This window comes from Kitasatospora sp. NPDC087271 (genome assembly GCF_044744605.1).
Taxonomy (GTDB): domain Bacteria; phylum Actinomycetota; class Actinomycetes; order Streptomycetales; family Streptomycetaceae; genus Kitasatospora.
The window spans coordinates 61,526-82,979 of record NZ_JBIUYQ010000004.1 but is presented as its reverse complement, the minus strand read 5'-3'; the positions used below and the strand labels follow the sequence as shown (position 1 = coordinate 82,979).

Here is a 21,454-nt window from a genome sequence, read left to right as displayed (position 1 = left end):
CTCAGACCGTCACCGGGGTGACCGGCGCTCCCCCGCCCAGCACGGCCAGGACGTTGTCCACGGCCAGGCCGCCCATCGCCTGCCGGGTGGCGACGGTGGCACTGCCCAGGTGCGGGGCCAGGACGGCGCGTTCCTGGGCGAGCAGCGCGGACGGGACGGCCGGCTCGTGCTCGAAGTTGTCCACGGCGGCGGCGAACAGCGCGCCGGACTCCAGCGCGGCGGCCAGCGCCTCCTCGTCCACCACTCCGGCGGTCATGCTGACCACCACCGCCCCGCGCGGCAGCAGGGCGAGGCGGCGGGCGTCCAGCAGGTGCCGGGTGGCGGCGCTGAGCGGGGCGGTGACGACCAGCACCGTGGAGTGGGCGAGCAGGTCCTCCAGCGGCCGCCAGGTGGCGCCGTCGGCCTGCTCGGGCGGCAGCTCGCGGCGGTTGTGGTAGCTGACCGGCATGTCGAAGGCGCGGGCCCGGCGGGCCACCGCCTGCCCGATCCGGCCCATGCCGAGCACGCCCAGCGGGGTGCCGGCCAGCTCCATGCCGAGCAGGAAGTTCGGCGCCCAGGTCCAGGGGCTGCCGGAGCGCAGCAGGCGCTCGCCCTCGCCGAGGCGGCGGGTGGCGGCCAGCAGCAGCGCCCAGGCCATGTCGGCGGTGGCGGTGGTGAGCACGCCGGGGGTGTTGGAGACCAGCACGCCGCGTTCGGCGCAGGCGGCCAGGTCGATGTTGTGGTGCCCCACGGCGTGGTTGGCGACGATCTCCAGGGACGGCCCGGCCGCGTCCAGGAACTCGCCGTCGACCCGGTCGTCCAGGGTGGTGAGCACGGCGCGGCGGCCGCGGACGGCGGCCAGCAGGTCGGCCCGGGCCATCGCCTGGTCGGAGTCGTGGCTGGTGACGGCGTGGCGCGCGGTGAGCCGTTCGATCACCCCGGGCGCGAGGCGCCGGGTGACCAGGACCGGGGGCGGGGGCGGGGTCTGCTCGCTCAGGCGCCCACCTCGCTTTCGCTCGGCGGTCCCTTCGTGAGACGCGCTCCCTTCCATGACTCGCTCGCTTCGCTCGCTCATGGTGCCGCAGCGTACCCGCCGCCCCCGCGCGTCGGCCGTGCTCACCCTGCCGCTTACACCGGCTGCGGCTCCAGGTCCCGGTTGATCCGCTTCCAGCCGCGCGCCGCGACCGTGTTGGGGTGCTCCTCGCCGAACTGCCGGATCAGCTCGCCGATCGCGCGGGCCCGCAGTTCGGCGGCCTGGGTGTGCCGGCCGGCCGAGCGCAGGGTGATCGACAGGTTGGCCTCGCAGGCGACGGCGTCCGGGTGCCGGGGCGTGTAGCGCTCGCACAGGCCCTGGTAGGCGGCCCGGCCGAGTTCCTCGGCGAGGCCGATCTGGCCGTCGTCGCCGTAGGCGTTGGCCAGGTTGATCACCGCGTTGAGGGTGTACGGGTGGTCCGCTCCGACGGAGTCGGTGAGCCCCTCGACGGTGAGCCGGCCGCGTTCGATGGCGCCCTGGATGTCACCGCTGCCGCGCAGGTAGATGCCGAGGTTGTTGGCGCAGGCCAGGGTGAAGGGGTGTTCGTCGCCGAACAGGCGGCGGTGGCCTTCGAAGACGGTGGAGCAGAGGTCGCGGGCGGCCTCCTTGTCGCCGGAGGCGCTGTGGTCGGCGGCCAGGTTGAGCGCGCAGGCGAGCGCGTCGGGGGCGTCGGCGCCGTAGCGCTCCAGGTAGCGCTCGTAGGTCTCCTTGGTGATCCGGCGGGCTTCGGCGAGCGCGCCGATGCGGCGCAGTGAGACGGCCAGGGACTTGGCGTTGCGCAGGTTCTCCGGCAGGTCGGGGTCGAGGACGTCGCCGAGGTCGGAGGTGACTTCCTGGAGCAGGTCCACCGAGCCGCGGTAGTCGCCGAGTTCGCGCAGGTCGCGGGCGAGGTTGGACTTGGTGGAGAGGGTGTAGGGGTGCCGGGGGCCGAGGACGGCCGTGCGCCGGTCGAGGGTCTCCTGGTCGAGTTCGCGGGCGGCCTCGCTGTTGCCGACGAGCCGGTAGTCGATGGCCAGGTTGTTGGCCATGGAGAGCGTGCGCGGGTTGTCGTCGCCGAACAACTCGCGGAACTGGTCGAGGATTTCGCGGTCGAGGTCGAGTGCGGCCTGGAACCGGCCGAGTGCCCGGCGGTCGGCGCCGAGGGAGCCGGCCGTCATCAGGGTGTACGGGTGGTGCTCGCCGAGCAGGGCCCGCTGGCGTTCCAGGGTGTCCTCGTCCAGGGCCAGGGCTTCCGCGTAGTTGCCCTGGGAGCGCAGCACGTTGGCGAGTTGGAAGCGCAGCAGCAGGGTCTGCCGGTCGTTCTCGCCGAGCTTGTTGGTCCACTCGGTGTCCAGGGCGTGGCCGAGGTCGCGGGCGCGGTCGAGTTCGCCGCGCTTCCAGAGGTAGCGGACGCGGTCGATGAGCAGCTGGCGGGTGTCCGCCTCGTCGCAGTTGTGCGCCTTGGAGGGCGACAGGTGCGGCCAGATCTCGTCGAAGGCGGGCCAGTTGGCGGGGTCGTCGGTGTCGCCGAGGACCGGCCGGGCGCCGGTCAGGATGCGATGCACCTCGTGGACGGCGATCTCCTGTTCGTCGTCGGTCATCTCGGCCCGGATCACCGCCTGGACGAGCCGGTGCACCTGGAAGCTGTTGCTGCCGGCGTCGACCTTGGCCAGCGCGTACCGGCCGATCGCCTGGATCACCTTGCCCAGCATGAACTTGTCGCTGAGGTCGGCGTCGTACTTCACCAGCGCCCGGATCATCTGGTCGCTGTAGAAGAGGTTCATCGAGATCGGCTCGGGCGCGAAGAACGCGCAGAGCTGGAGGAGCCGGACGGCGGCCGGGGACTGCTGGCGCAGCCGGCCGATGGAGACGTTCCAGGTCGCGCCGACCGGGGTCGGGTAGTCGGCGGGGCGGGCGACGGCCAGCGCGCGGGCCGCCTCGGCGTGCAGTTGGGCGACGTAGGTCTCCACCGGGGTGCCGGTGGTGTCCAGCCAGGCGGCCGCGACCTCGACGGCGAGCGGCAGGTCGCCGACCGCCTCGGCGACCCGGTCGGCGTCCGGGCGGGACAGGCCGCGGGCGCGCCGGCACAGGTGCTCGACGCTCTCGCCGCGGGTGAAGACGTCCACCTCCAGCGCCTCGGCGTGCCCGGTCCAGGCCTGGTTCCGGGAGGTGACCAGGATGTGGCCGGAGCCGCCGGGGAAGAAGCGGCGGATCTCGGCCGGTTCGTCGGCGTTGTCGAAGATCAGCAGCCAGCGCGAGGTGGGCACGCCGCGGCGCAGCGCCTCCCGGGCGGCCTCGGCGGCCTCGGTGACGGAGTCGCCGACGCGCAGGCCGAGCCGGCGGGCGAGGTCGGCGAGGGCGGGGGCGACGAGTTCGGTCTGTTCGGCGTCGATCCACCAGACCAGGTCGTAGTCGGACATGAACCGGTGCGCGTACTCCAGCGCGACCTGGGTCTTGCCGACGCCGCCGAGCCCGTACAGCGTCTGGGGGGTGGGCAGGACGGCCGCCATGCCGCCGCGCAGCTGGTTGCGCAGCTGCTCCAGGACGGCGGCGCGGCCGGTGAAGGAGGGGTTGCGCGGCGGCACGTCCCACACGGTCGGCTTGCTGCCGGGGAAGCGCGGCCCGCCGCCGTTGGGCTCGTTCAGGACGACGTCGCCGCGGCCGAGGGCGCGCAGCAGGGTCTGGACGGACTGCGTCTCGTCGCGGCCGACGAGGTCGACGGGGTTGCGGTTGCTGAAGGGTGCGGTGAGCCTGACGTCGCCGACGCGGACGGGGACGAGCTGGCGCCGGGTGCCGGCGGGGTCGGAGTTGACCACGGACTCCCACAGCGCCCGGGCCTGCGGGGAGCGCTGGTAGGCGGGCGAGAGCACGGCGACGGTCCGGTAGGCGGCGTCGATGCCGCGTTCGGTCTCCTCGCGCGTGTCGGTGCCCGCGCTGAGGTCGCGGGGCAGCACCCGGAAGCCGGCCCGGGTGAGCACGGACTCGATCCAGTCCGCCCACATCCGGTCCTCGGGGACGTAGGAGAGGTAGAGGTCGGCGGGGACGGACGGGCGGCGGCGGGTGAACGCGTCCACGTAGCGCAGCCGTAGTTCCTCGTCCATGACCGGCAGGGAGGTGACCTTGCGCTGGGTGATCATCGCGGTGAGCCGCTCGCAGGCGGCGAGCATCGAGGTGGGGGTGCCGGTCTGGTCGCCGAAGGTGGCGAGGATCTCCTCGTAGGCGTAGAACGGCCGGTACGGGATCTCCACCGAGCCCCAGTAGGAGGCGAGTTCCTCGCCGTTGAGGCCGGCCGGCAGCCCGTCGAAGCGGACCCGGGCGAGGGAGCGGCCGGCGTCGGCCTTCTCCTTCTCGCCCTCGTCGATGCGCATCGGGACGGGCAGGATGCGGATGCCGCGCTCGCGGTAGCGGTCGTGGATGTGCTGGGCGATCCGGGAGGCACCGTCGATGGACTGGTCGCTCAGGGTGAAGCAGACCACCAGGTCGTCGGGCATCTGGACGGTGCAGATCTCGGCGATGTCGGACAGTCCGGTGCGCGAGTCGATGAGCACGTAGTCGTACCGCTTGCTCATGTCGGCCTTGAGGGCGTCGAAGAACTGCCCGCCGTCGAAGCGGTCGTAGAAGATGTCCCAGTCCAGGTGGGTGACGGCCTCGGAGTAGTCCCGGTTGAACTGGCCGGCGGACAGGAAGTCCAGGCTGCCCCCGGTCGGGAACAGCGGCCAGGACAGCGACAGCGCGTGCGGGTGGACCCTGGCGAAGTCCAGGTGCCAGCCCTCGGCGTGCTCGACCGGGCGCAGGGCCTCCTCGCGGTACTCGGCGATCAGGTCCATCATCCCGGTCGTGCCGGCCAACGAGGCCGGATCGAGGAAGGGGTGGAAGAACTTGGCCAGGCCCGGCGCCTCCAGGTCCCAGTCCACGGTGAGCACCCGGTAGCCGTTGGCGGCCAGGATCCAGGCGGTGTTGGCGAGCGCCATGGTGCGCCCGGTGCCGCCCTTGTAGGAGTAGAAGGTGATGATCCGGCCGTTGCGGTCCTGCTCCACGGACCGTCGCTCGGCCTCCCGCTGGGCGGCCAGTTCGGCCACGGTGAGGCCCCCGACGCGGAAGTTCCTGGTGGGGTTCTCGCTCATCTGGGTCGTCCTCCCAAGGGCGCCATCCCGTCATCGGGGTCATCGCCGTCGTCACGGTCTGGGTGGTCGTCGGGTCCGGAGCCGTCCTGCCCGAAGGGGGCGTCGCGGCCGAACGGGGCCGCGCCCGGGCCGCGCCGGAAGGCGTCCCGCAGGTTCGGGCGGGGCGGCGGCGGATCCTCCGGCTCGGCCCTGGTGCGGCCCTCGAAGGCGTACTTGGCCTTCATGGCGGCCCGGGGCAGCGCGTCGTCGAAGTCCTCCAGGGTGTTCAGCCCGGTCGGGCCGGTCACGCCGAGGAAGCTGGGGCGGCTCGCCCGCCGGGTGATGCGCAGCGCCTGGTCGCTCAACTCTCCGAGGTCGCCGCCGCGTTCCTCGCACTCGGGGTCCTCGGTGTTCCACGGCTCCAGGACGCTCACCCAGGTGGCGTCCGAGCGGTCGAAGCGGCGGACCAGCTCCCGGCGGTCCGGATCGCGCAGCGCCCACCGGTCGAGCAGGAGCAGGCCGGGGGCGGCCGCCTCCCCCTCGATGATGGACTCGACCTCGTCGTCGAACTCGTGCACGGTCGGCTGGAACCCCAACTGCCGGGCCAGCCGCACCGCGTGCTGGGCGATCGGCGAGCCGGCCGGGCGATAGGGGTGCCAGTCGGTGCGCCGGGCGCCGTAGAAGTCGGGATTGCGGTCGGGCGGCAACTCGCCCTGATGGTAGGAGAGTACGGAGATCCGCAGCTGCTTGGTCGGCGCGCTCACGTCGAAGGCGCTGGGCAGCCCGTTGAAGTCCAGCCGCCGCCCGACCGGGATCACCGTCTCCTCCGCCACCTGCACGATCCGCGCCGCCAACCGGTGCACGGCCAGCTCGTAGGCGGAGCGGAAGTAGGTGAGCTTCATCAGCGCGTACAGGCCCTCGGTGGCGTAGTCCGGGCCGAAACTGGCGTGGTTGAACTGGAGTTCACTGGCCACCTTGGGCAGCCGGTAGCGGCTCATCGGCGCCCACAGCACCGGCACGATGCCGCTGGTGCGCTCCGCATCGATCGTCGCCGGGTACACCGGGCGGCGGGTGAAGGCGTGCCACTCCTGCCCGCACGGGACGCTGTTGAAGTACCGGGGCGAGTACAGCGGTACGAACACCCGGCAGGTCGCCAGTTCCTCCGACAGCCGCTCCGCCCACAACTCCCCCTGGTGCATGGACTCGTCCATGAAGCCGACCGGCACCCCGGCCGGGACCGTCGTCAGCTGCAGCACCGCCTCGCACAGGTCCCGGTACAGCTGGCGGACCCAGTGGTTCGGGTCACCGGCGCCGCGCGTGCCGGCCTTCGGGGTGTGCGCGTAGGAGAGGAAGAAGTACGGCCGGGCATCGTCCTCGTCCCAGCCACGGTCGTTCACACGCGCCTCCCCCGGGCCCGTCGGCAACCTGGTTCCCGCAGCCCCCGTGCGGCGGGGTCTCAGTGTAGGAACGACTGAGGACCCAAGGGAATAGCACAACGAGTCGTACGAATTGACATGACCGAAACGACGCGGCTGTGCGCCCGCTTATCGTGGCTCCAGCACGTCCGCCACGGAGTACAAGGAAGGTAGCCATGGAGCACCTCAACTGGCAGCAGCCGAGCTTCAGCAGCGATCAGGCGAACTGCCTCGAAATCGCGTCCGACGGCGACCTCGTCTACCTCCGCGAGTCCGACAACCCCACCCACATCGTCACCACCACCCGCACCAAGCTCAACGCCTGGCTCCTCGGCGCCAAGGCCGGCGAGTTCGACCACTTCATCGCCTGACCTCCACGGCCGGGCATGGCGCGGGCCCGCCTGGAGAAGGCGGGCCCGCGTGCCATGCATGGCACCTACGTCCGATCCCGTCGATCCCGAAGCCGCTCGGACCGGGCCTGGCACACACCGCCGACGGCGGCGGCCAGCAGGATCAGGACCAGCATGCCCGTCACGCCCGGCCCCGCCGGCGCTTGAACTCGCGCAGCAGAGCCAGCAGGTTGATCAAGGTGCTGGCCGGGATGTTGCCGATGGAGACCAGGGCGCGGCCGTTCAGATCGGTCTCGCCGGACTGGGCGGACGGCCAGAGGAGGCCGAACTCCCGCCCCTCTGTACGGAGATCGACGATCAGTTCGGTGATCTGCCGCCCGGTGAGCTGCCGCAGGGCCGGGTCGGCGGGGTGGATCGGGTGGTGGGCGATCACGCGGCGCCGTCCAGCTCGAACCAGACGCGCTTGCCGAGCTTCTGCGGCTCCGCACCCCAGCGGTGCATGAGCCCCTCCACCAGCATCAACCCCCGCCCGGACTGGGCGAACGGGTCAGGCTTCCGCTGCTCGGGCAGCACGGGACTGCGGTCCGCGACGGTGACGCGGAGCGTCCCGTGGACGACGGCGACCAGGACGACGGGCGCGGCGGTCAACCCGTGCCGCCAGGCGTTCACCACCAGCTCCACGAGCGCGAGTTCGGCATCCCCGATGGAGGAGTTGGGGTACCCGGCGCGCGCCATGGTGTCGCGCAACGCCTCGCGAGAGACGGTGAGGGAGGGGGAGTTGAGGTTGGGGTCACACATGGGGAATCTCCCAGCGGTGCAGAGGGGCTACGCACAGACGCAACTGACGACCCGCCTGGCGAGCAGTGCGCAAAGACTGTAACCACGACAAGACCAGTTTTGCAACACACCCTGCGCACGCGCCTACACTGTGCGTAGCAGTCGCACCGTCCATCCGAGAAGGGACTGCCATGGGACTCAGGGTCTACATCACCGAACGCCAGCGCCGGTTCGGTGAGGAACTTCGCCGTCTACGCGAGGGTGCCGGAATGTCCGGCCCTGAGATTGGCGAGTTGCTCGGCATGAAGGGCCCCGCCGTGAGCCACACCGAGGCCGGAAGGCTGAGCCTCAACCTCGAACGGTTGCACGTTTGGCTCGACGTGTGCGGTTCGGATGACCCCAACTATCGCGCCGGGCTCATCAGTTTGTGCCAGAGCAGCGGCAAGGGTTGGTGGGACGCTTACAAGCCGTACGTCGTGACCCCAGCGCTCGACCTGGCCGAGTTCGAGGCCGCCGCCACCGCCCTGGACACGTACGAAACCCTCCTGATCCCCGGGCTCCTCCAGACCAAGGGATACATGGAGATCATCCTCGAATACGCCGAGAAGAAGGTCGAGTTCCGCCGCAAGCGCCAACAGATCCTGAGCATCGATAACGGGGTGCCATTCCATGCCGTGATCCACGAAGCGGCACTACGCACGATGTACGGCGGGCCTACCGTCATGCGCGACCAGCTGAACCACCTGATGGAGGTAGGCACGCTGCCTCACGTGACGATCCAGATCCTCCCGTTCGACTGCCCCGTCTTCGCTTCGACCGATACGTCGTTCATGACGCTCCATGGCCCTCACGCCAAGCTGAACACGGTCCTGCTGGAGACGCCACAAGGCGCGTCCTTCCTGGGAGAACCCGAAGCAGTAGCTTCATTCCGGCGTAAGTTCGACCGACTCAAGGGCCTTGCACTCCCTCCTCTGGAGGCCAAATCTGTCGGACCTTCACCCGCCTATCGTGACTCCTGGGGCCTGCTCCAGCACGTCCGCTACGGAGTACAAGGAAGGTAGCCATGCAAGAACTCACCTGGCAGAAGTCGAGCTTCAGCGGGGAGGAAGCCAACTGCGTCGAGATCGCCTCCGACAGCAACCTCGTCTACATCCGCGAGTCCGACGACCCCGCCCACATCGTCACCACCACCCGCACCAAGCTCAACGCCTGGCTCCTCGGCGCCAAGGCCGGCGAGTTCGACCACTTCACCGCCTGACCCACACAGCGCAGAAGGGCGGCTCCCGCGAACTCGCGGGAGCCGCCGCCTACCGATCGGCGCTGAGCGCGGTATCGAGATACTCCTGCACCGGCTCGAACAGCCCGTACGGCACGTACTCGGGGATCTCGGCGAGAGCCACCCACGCGAGCTGGTCCAGCTCCTCCGTGTCGACCACCTCGGCGGTGCCGCTGACGACCTCACAGGCCGTGTACGACATCAGTCGGCCGGTCTTCGGGTGCACGCGCTCACCCAGGAGCTTGATCGCGGCCACACCGAGCCCGGTCTCCTCCGCCGTCTCTCGGACAGCCGCCAGCTCGGGCGACTCGCCGGACTCGATCTCACCAGCCGGGAACTGCCACGAGAGCTGGCCCTCGCTGACCCGCCGCCGGACCATCAGGACGCGGCCTTCGTGGGCCACGATCGCGGCGGCGATTCCCGGGCGTTCCTCGGCAGTCTGCTGTGTCACGTCTGCTCCTCCAGCGCGGCCAGGACGGGTGGAAAGATCGTATCGGCGCGATGAAGCGGGTCACCTTCTCTCGCCGACACCAGTGCCGAGACGATCTTCTCCAAGCGCTTTCTGGAGCACATCAGCTCCAGGGCTCGGCCGGGCCTCTGATGATGACGGACTTCAGCCGGACCAGCGGTTGCCCCTCGCAAGGAGCCGCCGGTCAACAGCTCCCCGGAGCGTCAGAGCGGGAGACCCCCGGCAAGATTCTTATTCCAGATCAGGAATATGCCCGATACGGCTTGGACGGGCGCCGCAGCCGGCCTTAGCGTCGTTGATGGGTTGGGAGGCACTCGACCTGGAAGGGGTCAGCATGGCTGAGTACCCGCAACTGCTGCGTCTTACCGGCAAGTTCAACGGCCCGAACTGCGACGATGACGACTGCCCGAACGTGTACGCCACCGACCGAGGGACGTTCGTGGTCCAGGGCGACCACTTCACGGCCCTGAAGGTGCCCACCGGGGAGTCCGCCGTCGAGATTCCCCGACACGTCCTGGAGGAGGCCATCCGTGCTCTTGGATGGTGACCAGTGGCGCGCTCACTTCGACAGCTACCAGCACGAAGCGTTCCGGTTCGAGGCGCAGCCCGCCTACACCATGCCCAGGGAAGCAGAGAGCCTGGCCCGCTTTCTGCGCGGCGAGCCGAAGCCGGTCGATCACAACGCGGCGTGGCACCGGAGGGTGCACGGCTTCGTCTCCTCGGGGCGGACGATCGGCCGCGTCCGGGTGGTGCGCCGCCCCCTCACGGACTACCAGCGGTACCAGTTCGCCTGGGGCATCCCCGGCAACATCGCCGCCGGGGAAGACATTCGAATCCTGGACGCCACTGAAGGGAACTTCGGTATCCCCGACCAGGACTGGTGGCTGTTCGATGACACCTCGGCGGTCCACCTGAACTTCCGACCTGACGGCACCCAGATCAACCGGGAGCTGGTCAGCGGCGACATGCGCCGCCACCGCGAGTGGAAAAGAATCGCCCTGGCTCACTCCGTGCCGTTTTCCGAATATCTGAAAGAGCTCGGGTGACGCTCGATCCAGATCAGCTCGGCCGGTCGAAGTCCGATCTGGCCGAAACGCTCAGAAGGCTCCGCCTGGAAGCCGGTCTCACAGGAGACCGGCTTTCGGTGCGTTGTGGCATCTCCCAGAGCAAGATCAGTAAGATCGAGACCGGAAAACTGACCCCGACCCTCGTCGATGTGGAGCGCATCCTCAGGGCTCTTGGGGCTCCGGCCGCCCTCGTCCGGGAAGTATCCTCGCTGGCTCGTACGGCCAATACCGAGTGGCAGGACAAGCGAACCTCATGGCGCCGGGGCATCGAAAAGCGACAGGCGGAGCTGGCGTCGCTGGAGTCGGACGCGACAGAGCTGCGATATTTCCTGCCGGCAATGATCACAGGCCTCCTGGCCACGCCCGAGTACATTCGGGCCAGCTTGAGCCACTCCCCCGGCGACAGGGCGATCATCGTGGGCCGCAAGCTGGAACGCCAGGTGGCTCTCTACGACGAATCAAAGTCATTCACGTTCCTGCTCACGGAGCAGGCGGTGAAGTGGGCACTGCTTCCTCCTCAGGCAATGGCCGTCCAGATTGACCGCCTTGCATCGCTCACCCATCTGCCGTCCGTTCGAATCGGCGTGATTCCATATGGGACACTTATTACTCGCGGACCAATGAACACGTTCACGGTGTACGACGACCGCCTCGCCACTGTGGAGTCGTTCACCGGCCGTCTCGCATTTCGCGATCACCGGGACATCCAGCGCTATCGTGAAATTTTCTCGATATTCGAAGAATCCGCCCTCTTCGGCGACGAGGCCAGGGGGCGGCTCAGCGAATGGTCGATGATTTACCGTGGGTGATATTTATTCACTGACGGGAATATCGTTGTCCGGCCTGCTCGAACCCTCCTAGTCTGGACGCCTGCGCTACGGCGACTCGGTACGGCAGAAGGACGGGCCGATGAACACCTGGGAGTTCGTGAAGGACCGGACCGCCACCCGGGGTGCGGTCTGGAGATCGGCTGACGGCTCGCTCTACAAGCGGACCGGCGGAGAGGACTTGCGGGCGGAAGTCGAGTTCCAGCAGCTGGCCGCCGGACTTGGATACCCCGTACCTGCGATTGTCGACAGCGGATTCGAAGGCGGAAGTTACTTCGCCATCGAACGCACCATCGGCAACAGCTCACTGCACGAGGACGCCCTGGCCGACACTCAGCGGGCCGGACAGGTCGGCGACCACGTGATCAGCACCGCGGCCGCCGTCGCCTCGAAGCTCCTACAGGCCCAGGCGAGGCACCCTCTGCCCTCGACCCCGTGGTTCGAGAAGGCGGCCTTCGCAGCGGCCGTCTTCGAGGAGAACCCGGACTTCGACACGCCGCGGGTCCACCAGGCCGTCGAGCACGCCCTCGACCGGCTGTCCCGACTCCCCATCGTGCACGGGCACTTGGACTACGGTCTGCCCAACATCCTCACGGCCGGGATCATCGACTGGCAGCACCACGGACCGATCCCGTTCGGCTACGACGTGTACCCGGCGCTCGACATCGTGGCCTTCAAAGGTGGAGGCAAGGGCTACACCATCACCTCGGAGCAGCGCGCCACGTACACCGTCGCACTCGACCGGACCAGCACGTCCCTGATCGGCCGGCGGGTGAGCGATCACCTGGGCGACTTCCTGCTCGTCAAGTGCTTCTTCTTCCTCGCCCTCATGCGGCCCACTCACCCCGCAGGGCATGACAAGCACATCAAGTGGCAGTACCGCCGCGCCCTCTTCTCGATGGGACTTGAGCAGTATGAGTCGTCCACCACGATCGACACCGGAGCCTTCCCCGCTCTGGAGCAGTTCGCCGCTGAACACCGGTAGGCCGGTCCCCATCGTCCGCGACCGTGACTACCTGATGGATCACCACGGCGTCGTCTTCAAGGTCATCGGGGACAGCCACCCCGGCAGCCACTACCTGGGCTACGTCAAGTACCACCCGGACGAGAAGGGGGACCGGCGGGTGTTCGGCCGGACCTACCGGCAGAACAGTGTCGTGTCGAAATCCTTCGGCATCCTTGCCGACCGACCGGAGTGCTACGTCTACTCCGACGCCCTCGGCTGCGTCATCACGGGCATTCCGCGCGAGGACGTCGCCGTCCACTACTCGTGCCGCCAGGCCCTCTCTGCCATCCATGAGGAACCCGGATCGGTCGCCGACAATCCGGCAGGCAAGGACCTCCTGGCGATCACCGAGTGGGTCGCCACGAACGGCGCCCGGGATCTCCTGGGTGTCACCGGGTCCTTTCTCGTCGGCTGTTTCAACGAACGCTCGGACATCGACCTCGTCTGCTACGGGCCGGAGGGCTACGAGGCCGCCCAGGACCTGTTCCAGCAGACCGCTCTGATCAAGCCCTACGACGGAGACGACCTGACCCGGCTGTACATCCGCCGGGCCAAGTACATGGAGGGCAGCTCCTTCGAGGCCCTCATCAAGCAGGAACGCCGAAAGCTCCAGGGGCTCACCTCCAGCTCCGGCGCGCACATCAACTGCGAACCCATCCGCTCCGACCGCGACAGACCCTTCTCCCGCATCTCCTCCAAGGAGATCGGAGAGATCTCCCTCCTCGCGAGAATCACCGACCACGCCGAAGGCCTCACCACCCCGGCGCTCTATGGGATCAAGGTCAGGACCATCCTGAGCTCGACCATCGACGAGCCCGACTCCTTCGCCCGCCGGATCACCCACATGCGTTCCTACCTCGGCGCCTACACCGGCGCGTTCCGATCCGGAGACACCGTGCACCTGTCCGGCAAACTCGTCCACTCCCAGGACGGCGACCGCAGCAGCTTCGGCATCGAGCTCACCCCCTGGACCGTCAGCGGCTCCTACGTCGCCAACCTCGCCGCGTAGGCGCCGCGCGGTGGCCCTGCTCGTCATCCGGCACGCCGAGTCCGTCGAGAACGCCGACAAGTACCACGGCTTCTACCAGGACCCGCGCCCCTGCACCGGAGCCGTCGCCCACACCATCTCCCGCACGATCGTCGGCCTCACCCCGCACGGTTTCCGGCAGGCCCAGTGGCTCGCCGGCATCCTGCCGAAGCTCGCCGGCCCCACGCCACGCGTCTACACGTCGACCTACCGCAGGACGATCGACACCGCCGCGATCGCCCTGCCCGACATCCCCGACGGCTGGCCCCAGCAGACCACGCTCCTCGACGAGCAGCACTACGGCGACGCCACCTACATGACCAAGCGTGAGCTGAACGACAGCTACCCCGAACTCGCCGAGGACCGCCGCCTGCGCAAGCACCTCTGGACCGCACCGGGTGGCGGCGAGTCGCTCGCCGAAGGCGTACTCAACCGGGCCACCGAGTTCGCCGCCCTCGCCCAGGCCGAACTCCAGGAATCGAGCACCATCGTCGCCTTCACCCACCAGACCGCCGCAGTGGCACTCCGCTCCCTACTCGAAGCCTGCACCCTGCCCGAGATCCTCGCCGAGGAGCGGAAGGGCAAGATGCCCAACGCCGCGATCCTCCACTACGAACTGCGAGACGGCCGGTTCACCCGGACGCGAACCACGACCCCGCCGATCTAGGAGGAGTCCGTGCGACACCTGTTCCTCAACGGCCCTGTCCAGAACGGGACCTTCATCTTCGGCACCCGCCCCGGCAAGGCCGTCGGCATCCGCCTCGCCGCCGCCCTCAACGCCATCCTCGGCTCACCGCCCGCACCCCACCTGTGGAACACCGCCACCCTCGCCGGAGACCTCCGCCACCGCGAGGCTGAGGGGCCGAAGATCCCCCGTCAGCGCTTTGAGGCCGACCTCATCGCGAGCAAGTACGCGCCGGGGCAGTCTCCGGCAGGCGGCATCATGACCGACACCGACACTGAGGTCGCAAGCCTCGCCCTGGAGATGATCGAGAACAACCTCCGCGCCGGCACCCTGACCATCAGCCGTGAGACCGTTCCCACCTGCCGGGCCTGCGGCCACATGACCGGTACCGGTGGCCGCCCCTGCAACGCCTGCGGCAGCACCGACACCCGGGACCGCACAAGCCTTCACCTTGTCGCCGAACTCGCCAAGGACCGCCCCATCCTCGACCGCTCGGACATCCACGCCAGTCACCGACAGCAGCCCAGACACCTTCAGGGCACCGTCGGCAAGGTTCCAGGGCGCCTGATCCTCTCCCGTACCCGCGACCACGGCATCGACCTGTCGCCAGTCGGTCTCGACCGCCTCGTGCTCGACCCGCGCGCCGGCATCCATGCCACCGTCCTCGCCGCAGCCCGAAGGCACCGGGCGGAGGTGGCCGTCATGGCCACCACCCAGAATGCCGCCAACCACATCGCCGCCCACGGCCTGCACTTCCGCGAACACGACGGCATCCGCCTCCGCTATGCCCTCCACGGACACCTGCCCTACAACCACACGGCAGATCTTCAACCGCTCCACGACGCATACCGAGCCACCCCGGCGATCAAGGAGAGCTTCGAAGCCTGGTTCCTCCCCCTCTTCTCCCTGCAGGCCAAGGCCGCAACCCGGCCCGAGCAGTTGCCGGCAATCTTCAGGCACTACATGCGGGCGCACCTGGCCAGACCGGCTGCAGCCGACGAAGAGATGATCGAGGCCCTACGGTGCTCAGTCGAAGCCGGCAATACGGAATGGATCACTCGGAAACGCGTGCTGGCCGCCGCGATGACAGCTTGTGAGGCCACTGTGTAGAAGCATCCGGCCCTGCATAGGAAGTCGGGCCCACCGACTTCCTATGCACAGGGAGGCTCGACAGGAACGTCGCCGCCTTCGACGGAAGGGCGGCTCCCGCGAACTCGCGGGAGCCGCCCTTCCCCCAGGTGCCGCCGTCACACTGCGGTGGGCCTCGGGACGATCCAGAGCTCGGCCGGGCCGCTGATGATGACGGACTCCAGGCGGGCCGGCGTCGGGCTGGCCGGGTCCAGGACGCTGCCGGGGTAGGCGCCGAAGAGGCCGCCCAGGGCCACTTCGGCCTCCAGCCGGGCCAGGGGTGCGCCGAGGCAGAAGTGCGGGCCGTAGCCGAAGGACAGGTGTTCCTTGTCGGGGCGGGTCGGGTCGAAGTCGTCCGGCCGGTCCGGGTGGACCTCCGGGTCCCGGCCGGCCGCGCCGAATCCGAGCAGGATCGGCTCGCCCTGCCGGATGACCACGCCCTCGCCGAGGTCGATGTCCTCCAGCGGGTAGCGGAGCGGGATGTGCATCACCGGGCTCTCGTGGCGCAGGGTCTCCTCGATGACGTCCTCCCACGCGAGGGTGCCCTCGCGGACCTGGGCCAGGTAGCGGGGGTGGGTGAGGAGCGCCTGGACGGCGCTGGTGATGAGGTTGACGGCGGTCTCGTACCCGGCGCCGAGCATCAGGAAGAGCTCGTCGCGGGACTCCTCCTCGGCGCGGCCCGTGTCGCCGCCGGTGCTGACGGCGGCCACGTCGCTGGCGAGGTCGGGCCCGGGATCGCGCCGTTTGAGCTCCAGCAGTTCGACCAGCACCACGTTGATCTCCGCCCGGGCGACCGTCATCTGCTCGGTCGTCGCCGTCGTCGTCAGCAGGGTGTCCATCGACCGGCCGATCTGCGGCCGCATGTCGGCGGGTACGCCGAAGAGGTCGCAGATCACCGTCATGGTGAGCGGGAGCGAGAGGGCCCGGCGGATGTCCACGGCCTCGCCGGGGGCGAGGTCACGGAACGCGCCGACCAGGGCGGCGGTCGTCGCCTCGATCCCGGGCCGCAGCGCGGACACCCGGCGGGGCGAGAACGAGGGCGCCATCCGTCGTCGTGCCGAGCGGTGTTCGTCGCCGTAGCGGTTGAAGAAGTTCTGCTGGAACGCGATCGGGCCCATCGGCCACCCCTCGGGCACCGCGGCCAGGCCGGGCCAGTGCTTGCGCGGGTCGCGGGAGACCCGCGGATCGCCGGTCAGGGCGCGGATCACCGAGCTGCGGGTCACGGACCAGGCGATGATGCCGCCGGGGAGTTCGACCCGCACGGCGGGCCCGGCGGCGCGGAGCTCCGCGTTCTGCTGGTGCAGGGCCCGGGCGGTCATGTCCAGCACAGGGCAGCCGTTGTCGTCTGGAGCCATGGCATTGCTCCTCAGGATCTCTCGGGGGTGCCCCGGCAGTCCGTGCCGCGACACGTCCTGCCGTGTCCGGGGCCTGTGCTCCGTTCTAGAGCGGCGCGGAGCGGTCGTCAACGGGCCGGGACGGTGTTACCAGGATCATCCAGTCAGACGGACTGTGCACCGTCTACACCGACGGTCACGCCGGACCGGCCCAGGTCCGGCATCCCCTCCCCCCACTGCCGACCGCACTTCGATCGCGTAGGAAGTCGGTGGGGCCGACTTCCTACGCACCAAGGCGCTGAACAGGACCGTCAGGGGCGGAGGAGGTGTTCGGCGAGGTCGACGGCTTCGCGGACGGGGACGAGGCGGCAGTCGGTGGTGCCGAGGTGGATGGTGGTGATGCCGGTGGCGGCGGCGAGGACCTGGGTGCCGAGGTCGGCGAAGTGGAGGTCGTCGAGCTCGGGGGCCCGGAAGGTGAGCCAGCCGTCGGGGCCGACGCAGCGGTACTCGCGCAGGGGGACGTCGGGCATGCGCTGGTCGGCGAGGTGGAAGGCGGTGAAGCGGGCCATCGGGACGCCGAGCATCAGCACCCTGGCGTCGAGGTCGTAGAGGCGCCCGAGCGGGGACTCGGGGCCGAGGTGGGAGGTGAGGGGGTGGTGGGCGGTGATCTCGCGGGCGTGCCGGCCGAGGGCCGTCCAGGAGGTCTGGGGGTGGCGGCTGCGCAGGGCGCCGGGGCGGGTGCGGATCTCCTCGGAGAGGGCGCCCATGGTCGGCGAGCAGGGGGTGTTCGCCGGGTCGAACCGCGGCATCCGGGCCCGGTAGGCGGCGGTCTCGGCCGGGGTGAGGCCGGCGGTGGCGGTCTGGTGGATGCGCGAGGTGGCGGAGTTCTCGGGGGTGGCGGTGTAGGCGACCAGGGTGCCGCCGGGGCCGAGGACGTGGAGCAGCGCGTCGGCGACGGTGGCGGCGCCGCCGTCCACCGGGCCGAGGGCGCGCAGGGAGGCCTCGACGTGCACCACCATGCCCGGGCGGACGCCGAGTTGGGCGAACCCGGCGACCAGGCCCCCCGCGGTGAGGGCGGTATCGGTGAGGGCGGTGCCGGTGAAAGCAGTGCCGGTGAAAGCAGTGTCGGTGAGAGCAGTGACGGTGCGCATGGCCGCTCCTCTGGGTCAGACCTCGGCGGGGCGGGCGTGGCCGCGCTCGTGGCGGGCCCGTTCGGCGGCCCGTTCGGCGGCGGCGGGCAACGGCACGGCGAGCCACGGAGCGACGCTCTCACGCATGCCGTCGGCGAAGCGCAGGCCGAGCGCCGTGAGGGCGCCGGATCCGGCCAGCCGGTCGACGGCTTCGGCGGTGTACCGGCGCCAGAGCGCGAACTGGGTGCGCGCCCGGTCGGCGGCCTCGCCCGGCAGCCCGTCGTAGGCGAGCGCGCGGGTGCCCCAGTACTCGGTGACGGCGAGGTGCGCGTAGGTGCCCTGGAGCAGGCCTTCGAGCGGGCGCGGGTCGGGCCGCCAGGGCGCGAGGTACTGCTGGTCGTCGGCCGGGTCGTGGAGGTCGAACAGGTCGAGTACGGCGCCGAGTTTGACGTGCTGGAACTCGTGCGCGAGCAGCAGTGCGAGCGTCGGCGCGGTCGCGGGCCGGGCGATGCCGACCGCGCCGTGGGCCTGCCGGGCGGCCGAGCTGACGTCCCGCCCGGCGGGGCCCGGCCGTAGCGGGGTGATGGTGGTGAGGCCGGCCCGGAGGCCTTCCGCGTACGCGGGCAGGTCGTGCCCGAGCAGTTCCCAGGCTTCGCGCAACGCGCCCGTCCAGTCGAGCAGTTCGCCGTCGGAGAGCCGGCCGGCCACGGCGTGGTCGTGGCTGTCGCGCAGCGGGTCGACGTCCTCCAGGGTGACCGTCCACCCTCCGGCCAGCCGGACCCGCCGCAGCGGCTCGTCCAGGGCGGCGGACACCGATCCGTCGGACGCCCGCACGCTGAACCCGTCGGCCAGGCCGGTGACGACCGCCTCCCCGTCCGGGGCGGCGGTCCGCCCGAGGGTCGGCAGGTGCAGCCACCCGCCGCGCACCGGCACCGCGACCGCGTCCCCCCGCCCGGCACGGACGGCGGCGGCGGCGGCCAGGGCGGCCAGCGGGCCGAGCCCGACGGTGAGGTCCCCGGCGAGCCGGCGGGCGGCCCAGGCGCGGGCGTACGGGTGGGCGAGGACGGTGTCGACGGCGGCGGGTGCGCTCGCGTCGAGTTCGGACAGCAGAGCCCAGGCCGCCGATCCGGGCTGCCCGGAGGCGTCCCAGGCGGCGGCCAGCATGGCCCGGGTGAGGGCGAGTTGGGCGCGGGACAGGGCCCGTACGGTGTCCTGGTCCCCGTACCCGCGGGCGAGCTGGTCGAGCTGCCGCTCGGTGAGGGTGGCCGGCACCACCGGCTCCCCGGCCTGGGCGGGTACGGAAGGACCCGCCGCGACAGCAGACCCGGCAACGGAACCGGCGGCGGAACCGGCAACGGAACCGGCGGCGGAACCGGCGGCGGAACCGGCGGCTTCGCCGGCGAGTTCGTTGATGAGCTTCATGAGGTCACCGCAGTAGACGGAGGGATTGTCGAAGCCCGTGTCGGCCCGGTACCGGTGGGCGTACAGGCCGCCGCCACAGCTGCGGACGACCGGGCAGGCCCGGCAGGCGGCGCTCAGCCCGGCCAGCCCCGACTGGCGGGCGGTCATGCCGGGGTGCAGCGCGACCTGGTCGAGGCTGTGCGTGAAGACGTCGTACCCCGTCTCCGGTGCGCCGTCGTAGGCGGTCTTGAGGCTGTCGGCCTGTTCGAAGGTGCCGTCCGTCTCCAGGACGACGAGGTCGGAGGGTTCCAGGCCGAGCGATTCGGTGAGGCTGGAGAGCCCGTGCAACGTCCGGTGGACGGATTCGAAGGTGCGGACGGCGAACGGGCGGCCGTCGGCGTCCCATCTCCGGTACACGGCCAACAGCCAGTCCGCGTACGGCGTTCGCGCGCCGTCGGCGGCCGGTTTCGGCCGGTCCTCCCAGGTGGCGTGCGGCAGCAGGAAGTCGACGGCGGGGGGGTCGAGTTCGGCCAGGGCGCGGTAGACGGCGTCCGGGTCGTTCTCGATGTCGACGGTGCAGAGCAGCCCGGCGTAGAGGTGCCGGTAGGCGGGCCGGCGCAGCCGCTCGACCGCCCGCAGGACGTGCGGGTGGCTGCTGCGGCCGTCGGCGAAGCGGCGGTGGCGGTCGTTGGCGGCGCGGTCGCCGTCGAGCGAGACGCCGACCCTCATGCCGACCTCGGCGAAGAGTTCGCAGTAGGCGTCGTCCAGTTGGACGCCGTTGGTGTGGATGCGCAGGTCGAGTGCGCAGCCGGGCGGCAGGGCCGCCCGGAGCGCCTTGGCCGCGTGGCGTAACCGGTCCGGGCCGGCGAGCAGGGGTTCTCCCCCGTGCAGGACGACCCGGACGGCGGGCAGCCGGTGTGCGGCCGCGTGGTCGCCGATCCGCTCGGCGATCTTGCTCAGGACTTCGTCACCGATGACCTTGGGGCGTCGACGCCAACTGGTGTCGGCGTGCTCGTACACGTAGCAGTGATCGCAGGCGAGATCACACCGGCTGTGCACTTTCACGACGAATTGGGTGAAAGGCAGCGGAGTTGGCGTCATGGTCGATCGGATTCAGCCGGAGCCGATGGTCAGTCGGCCGATCAGATGGAGGAGTTGAAGGCCGCGACCGGCACCGCACCCGCACCGGTGTCGGGCAGGGCTCGTCGGATCCTGGTGGAGAGCTCCTCGGCGCCGAGCTGGGCGAGGTCGGCCAGTGAAGGCCGGGTTTCGCCCTGAGGCTCCGTCAGTTCAGTGCGGGGCATGGTGTCCAGTGCGGGTGTCATGTTCGATTCTCTTCCACGATGGGGGTTAGAGAGAAGCAGGGCCGGGTATATAGGTCGGCCTAGTCGACCAGGGTACTGCCAGCACGTGGGCTGCGCCGTGCTCTTGCGCGCCCCTAACAGCCCACTACCCCCTTCACGCAGCGAAGTCTCGCCAAAAGTTCACCCACTCGGCGGTCGCGTGAAGGCACCTGACCGGCGCACAGGGGACCGGCGTCGCGCCGCCGAACCCACCCCGGCGGCACCCCTCCGCCGACGTACGGCTGCCGCCCCGGCCCGACCCGCTCCCCCGGCGCGGCCGGAGCCCGCTCCCCCGGCGCTCGTGCCCCATCCGAACCACCGGTCGGCGAAGGCCGGTTGGCGCGATTCGACAGCGCCCCGCACTCCCCCGCCACCGCACGACGGCCAGCCCGACGGCCAGCCCGACGGCGGACCCGACGAGCCCGACGGGCCCGACGGCGGACCCACCGACGGACGCGCCGGTATTCGAACGCCTCGCAGACCCGCCCGCTACGGGCAGAGCCGCTCCACCCGCCACCCGCCCGCTCCGGCCGGATCGGCGAGGTAGCGCAGCCGGTCGTGCAGCCGGTTCTCCCGCCCCTGCCAGAACTCCACGCTCTCCGGGATCACCCGGTACCCGCCCCAGAACGGCGGCACGGGCACGCCCTCGCCCTCCGGGTAGCGGCGCTCCAGTTCGGCGTAGCGCTGTTCGAGGACGTCGCGCCCGCCGACCGGACTGGACTGCTCGCTGGCCCAGGCGCCGAGCTGCGAACCGTGCGGCCGGGTGCGGAAGTAGGCGGCGGTCTCGTCCCGGCCGACCTTCTCCACCCGCCCCTGGACGATCACCTGGCGGGCCAGCGCGATCCACGGGAACAGCAGTGCGGCGTACGGGTTGGCGGCGAGCTCGGAGCCCTTGCGGGAGCCGTAGTTGGTGAAGAAGACGAAGCCGCGCGCGTCGTAGCCCTTGAGCAGGACGGTGCGCGAGCTGGGCCGCCCCTGGGCGTCGGCGGTGGAGAGCACCATCGCGTTGGGCTCGACCACCCCGGCGTCGTCCGCCTCGTGGAACCAGCGGGTGAACTGGGCGATCGGCTCGGGCGCGAGCTGTTCCTCGACCAGGCCCTCGTGGGTGTAGTGCTTGCGCATCAC

21 protein-coding genes are annotated in these 21,454 nt (G+C 70.4%); 10 read left to right on the top strand and 11 right to left on the bottom strand.

Going from position 1 to position 21,454, the window contains the following annotated elements:
• Nucleotide 1: 1 nt before the first annotated feature.
• From ACIO9K_RS09165 to ACIO9K_RS09155, 3 genes are all read right to left on the bottom strand, one after another.
• Nucleotides 2–1,054 carry a 2-hydroxyacid dehydrogenase gene (locus ACIO9K_RS09165; RefSeq protein WP_400328121.1) on the bottom strand — a complete coding sequence of 351 codons (1,053 nt, stop codon included), beginning with the start codon at nucleotides 1,052–1,054 and terminating at the stop codon, nucleotides 2–4.
• Nucleotides 1,055–1,107: 53 nt separating this feature from the next.
• Entirely contained in the window at nucleotides 1,108–5,028 is a 3,921-nt protein-coding gene (gene fxsT / locus ACIO9K_RS09160) for an FxSxx-COOH system tetratricopeptide repeat protein (RefSeq protein WP_363619243.1), read from the bottom strand.
• Between the two features lie 83 nt (nucleotides 5,029–5,111).
• Nucleotides 5,112–6,491, bottom strand: a complete 1,380-nt coding sequence (locus ACIO9K_RS09155) for a TIR-like protein FxsC (protein ID WP_363619134.1) — start codon at nucleotides 6,489–6,491, stop codon at nucleotides 5,112–5,114.
• Nucleotides 6,492–6,685: 194 nt separating this feature from the next.
• On the opposite strand from ACIO9K_RS09155, the gene ACIO9K_RS09150 reads away from it, so the two are divergent.
• Nucleotides 6,686–6,880 carry a DUF397 domain-containing protein gene (locus tag ACIO9K_RS09150; protein WP_363584996.1) on the top strand — a complete coding sequence of 65 codons (195 nt, stop codon included), beginning with the start codon at nucleotides 6,686–6,688 and terminating at the stop codon, nucleotides 6,878–6,880.
• Between the two features lie 160 nt (nucleotides 6,881–7,040).
• Here ACIO9K_RS09150 and ACIO9K_RS09145 read toward each other — a convergent pair whose 3' ends face one another.
• Nucleotides 7,041–7,292: a hypothetical protein gene (locus ACIO9K_RS09145; protein WP_380491337.1), complete on the bottom strand. Its 252-nt coding sequence runs from the start codon at nucleotides 7,290–7,292 to the stop codon at nucleotides 7,041–7,043.
• Complete coding sequence (locus tag ACIO9K_RS09140) at nucleotides 7,289–7,657, bottom strand: ATP-binding protein (RefSeq protein WP_063348181.1); 369 nt, start codon at nucleotides 7,655–7,657, stop codon at nucleotides 7,289–7,291. The genes ACIO9K_RS09145 and ACIO9K_RS09140 overlap by 4 nt, the downstream gene beginning before the upstream one ends.
• A gap of 170 nt (nucleotides 7,658–7,827) precedes the next feature.
• Between ACIO9K_RS09140 and ACIO9K_RS09135 the strand changes: the two genes are divergently transcribed.
• Both ACIO9K_RS09135 and ACIO9K_RS09130 read left to right on the top strand, forming a co-directional pair.
• Nucleotides 7,828–8,697, top strand: coding sequence for a helix-turn-helix transcriptional regulator (locus ACIO9K_RS09135; protein ID WP_363619132.1), 870 nt, complete (start codon nucleotides 7,828–7,830; stop codon nucleotides 8,695–8,697).
• 2 nt (nucleotides 8,698–8,699) lie between these two features.
• Nucleotides 8,700–8,894 carry a DUF397 domain-containing protein gene (locus ACIO9K_RS09130; RefSeq protein ID WP_400328118.1) on the top strand — a complete coding sequence of 65 codons (195 nt, stop codon included), beginning with the start codon at nucleotides 8,700–8,702 and terminating at the stop codon, nucleotides 8,892–8,894.
• A gap of 49 nt (nucleotides 8,895–8,943) precedes the next feature.
• Here ACIO9K_RS09130 and ACIO9K_RS09125 read toward each other — a convergent pair whose 3' ends face one another.
• Nucleotides 8,944–9,363, bottom strand: a complete 420-nt coding sequence (locus ACIO9K_RS09125; RefSeq protein WP_363632113.1) for an NUDIX hydrolase — start codon at nucleotides 9,361–9,363, stop codon at nucleotides 8,944–8,946.
• A 352-nt stretch (nucleotides 9,364–9,715) separates the two neighbouring features.
• Between ACIO9K_RS09125 and ACIO9K_RS09120 the strand changes: the two genes are divergently transcribed.
• The 7 genes from ACIO9K_RS09120 to ACIO9K_RS09090 all read left to right on the top strand — a co-directional run bounded on the left by ACIO9K_RS09120 (nucleotide 9,716) and on the right by ACIO9K_RS09090 (nucleotide 15,103).
• Nucleotides 9,716–9,928: a hypothetical protein gene (locus tag ACIO9K_RS09120; protein ID WP_363584986.1), complete on the top strand. Its 213-nt coding sequence runs from the start codon at nucleotides 9,716–9,718 to the stop codon at nucleotides 9,926–9,928.
• Complete coding sequence (locus tag ACIO9K_RS09115) at nucleotides 9,912–10,427, top strand: DUF6879 family protein (RefSeq protein WP_363632112.1); 516 nt, start codon at nucleotides 9,912–9,914, stop codon at nucleotides 10,425–10,427. Before ACIO9K_RS09120 ends, ACIO9K_RS09115 begins: the two co-directional genes overlap by 17 nt.
• Nucleotides 10,424–11,257, top strand: coding sequence for a helix-turn-helix domain-containing protein (locus ACIO9K_RS09110; protein ID WP_400328115.1), 834 nt, complete (start codon nucleotides 10,424–10,426; stop codon nucleotides 11,255–11,257). Before ACIO9K_RS09115 ends, ACIO9K_RS09110 begins: the two co-directional genes overlap by 4 nt.
• A gap of 100 nt (nucleotides 11,258–11,357) precedes the next feature.
• Complete coding sequence (locus ACIO9K_RS09105) at nucleotides 11,358–12,260, top strand: phosphotransferase (protein WP_371517495.1); 903 nt, start codon at nucleotides 11,358–11,360, stop codon at nucleotides 12,258–12,260.
• Nucleotides 12,261–12,294: 34 nt separating this feature from the next.
• The gene (locus ACIO9K_RS09100; RefSeq protein WP_363584978.1) at nucleotides 12,295–13,290 is read left to right on the top strand and encodes a nucleotidyltransferase domain-containing protein; all 996 of its coding nucleotides are present in this window, start codon (nucleotides 12,295–12,297) and stop codon (nucleotides 13,288–13,290) included.
• Between the two features lie 10 nt (nucleotides 13,291–13,300).
• Nucleotides 13,301–13,975 carry a histidine phosphatase family protein gene (locus ACIO9K_RS09095; RefSeq protein ID WP_363632108.1) on the top strand — a complete coding sequence of 225 codons (675 nt, stop codon included), beginning with the start codon at nucleotides 13,301–13,303 and terminating at the stop codon, nucleotides 13,973–13,975.
• A 9-nt stretch (nucleotides 13,976–13,984) separates the two neighbouring features.
• A complete protein-coding gene (locus ACIO9K_RS09090) occupies nucleotides 13,985–15,103 on the top strand; it encodes a hypothetical protein (RefSeq protein ID WP_363584975.1) in 1,119 nt (372 codons plus the stop codon).
• A 137-nt stretch (nucleotides 15,104–15,240) separates the two neighbouring features.
• Here ACIO9K_RS09090 and ACIO9K_RS09085 read toward each other — a convergent pair whose 3' ends face one another.
• The 5 genes from ACIO9K_RS09085 to pdxH all read right to left on the bottom strand — a co-directional run bounded on the left by ACIO9K_RS09085 (nucleotide 15,241) and on the right by pdxH (nucleotide 21,451).
• Entirely contained in the window at nucleotides 15,241–16,476 is a 1,236-nt protein-coding gene (locus tag ACIO9K_RS09085) for a cytochrome P450 (RefSeq protein ID WP_400328111.1), read from the bottom strand.
• Nucleotides 16,477–16,766: 290 nt separating this feature from the next.
• On the bottom strand, nucleotides 16,767–17,606 hold the full coding sequence (locus ACIO9K_RS09080; protein WP_400328109.1) for an aminoglycoside N(3)-acetyltransferase: 840 nt from the start codon (nucleotides 17,604–17,606) through the stop codon (nucleotides 16,767–16,769).
• 15 nt (nucleotides 17,607–17,621) lie between these two features.
• A complete protein-coding gene (locus tag ACIO9K_RS09075) occupies nucleotides 17,622–20,087 on the bottom strand; it encodes an FxsB family cyclophane-forming radical SAM/SPASM peptide maturase (RefSeq protein WP_400328107.1) in 2,466 nt (821 codons plus the stop codon).
• 41 nt (nucleotides 20,088–20,128) lie between these two features.
• Nucleotides 20,129–20,311: an FxSxx-COOH cyclophane-containing RiPP peptide gene (gene fxsA, locus ACIO9K_RS09070; RefSeq protein ID WP_350877535.1), complete on the bottom strand. Its 183-nt coding sequence runs from the start codon at nucleotides 20,309–20,311 to the stop codon at nucleotides 20,129–20,131.
• 507 nt (nucleotides 20,312–20,818) lie between these two features.
• Entirely contained in the window at nucleotides 20,819–21,451 is a 633-nt protein-coding gene (gene pdxH / locus ACIO9K_RS09065) for a pyridoxamine 5'-phosphate oxidase (RefSeq protein ID WP_363619242.1), read from the bottom strand.
• Nucleotides 21,452–21,454: the final 3 nt, after the last annotated feature.

What these genes read in the sequence shown, in the direction of transcription:
- ACIO9K_RS09165 (WP_400328121.1), bottom strand. Translation starts at nt 1,054, where the DNA reads ATGAGCGAGCGAAGCGAGCGAGTCATGGAAGGGAGCGCGTCTCACGAA.
- ACIO9K_RS09150 (WP_363584996.1), top strand. Translation starts at nt 6,686, where the DNA reads ATGGAGCACCTCAACTGGCAGCAGCCGAGCTTCAGCAGCGATCAGGCG.
- ACIO9K_RS09140 (WP_063348181.1), bottom strand. Translation starts at nt 7,657, where the DNA reads ATGTGTGACCCCAACCTCAACTCCCCCTCCCTCACCGTCTCTCGCGAG.
- ACIO9K_RS09135 (WP_363619132.1), top strand. Translation starts at nt 7,828, where the DNA reads ATGGGACTCAGGGTCTACATCACCGAACGCCAGCGCCGGTTCGGTGAG.
- ACIO9K_RS09130 (WP_400328118.1), top strand. Translation starts at nt 8,700, where the DNA reads ATGCAAGAACTCACCTGGCAGAAGTCGAGCTTCAGCGGGGAGGAAGCC.
- ACIO9K_RS09120 (WP_363584986.1), top strand. Translation starts at nt 9,716, where the DNA reads ATGGCTGAGTACCCGCAACTGCTGCGTCTTACCGGCAAGTTCAACGGC.
- ACIO9K_RS09105 (WP_371517495.1), top strand. Translation starts at nt 11,358, where the DNA reads ATGAACACCTGGGAGTTCGTGAAGGACCGGACCGCCACCCGGGGTGCG.
- ACIO9K_RS09100 (WP_363584978.1), top strand. Translation starts at nt 12,295, where the DNA reads ATGGATCACCACGGCGTCGTCTTCAAGGTCATCGGGGACAGCCACCCC.
- ACIO9K_RS09085 (WP_400328111.1), bottom strand. Translation starts at nt 16,476, where the DNA reads ATGGCTCCAGACGACAACGGCTGCCCTGTGCTGGACATGACCGCCCGG.
- ACIO9K_RS09080 (WP_400328109.1), bottom strand. Translation starts at nt 17,606, where the DNA reads ATGCGCACCGTCACTGCTCTCACCGACACTGCTTTCACCGGCACTGCT.
- ACIO9K_RS09075 (WP_400328107.1), bottom strand. Translation starts at nt 20,087, where the DNA reads ATGACGCCAACTCCGCTGCCTTTCACCCAATTCGTCGTGAAAGTGCAC.
- fxsA (WP_350877535.1), bottom strand. Translation starts at nt 20,311, where the DNA reads ATGACACCCGCACTGGACACCATGCCCCGCACTGAACTGACGGAGCCT.
- pdxH (WP_363619242.1), bottom strand. Translation starts at nt 21,451, where the DNA reads ATGCGCAAGCACTACACCCACGAGGGCCTGGTCGAGGAACAGCTCGCG.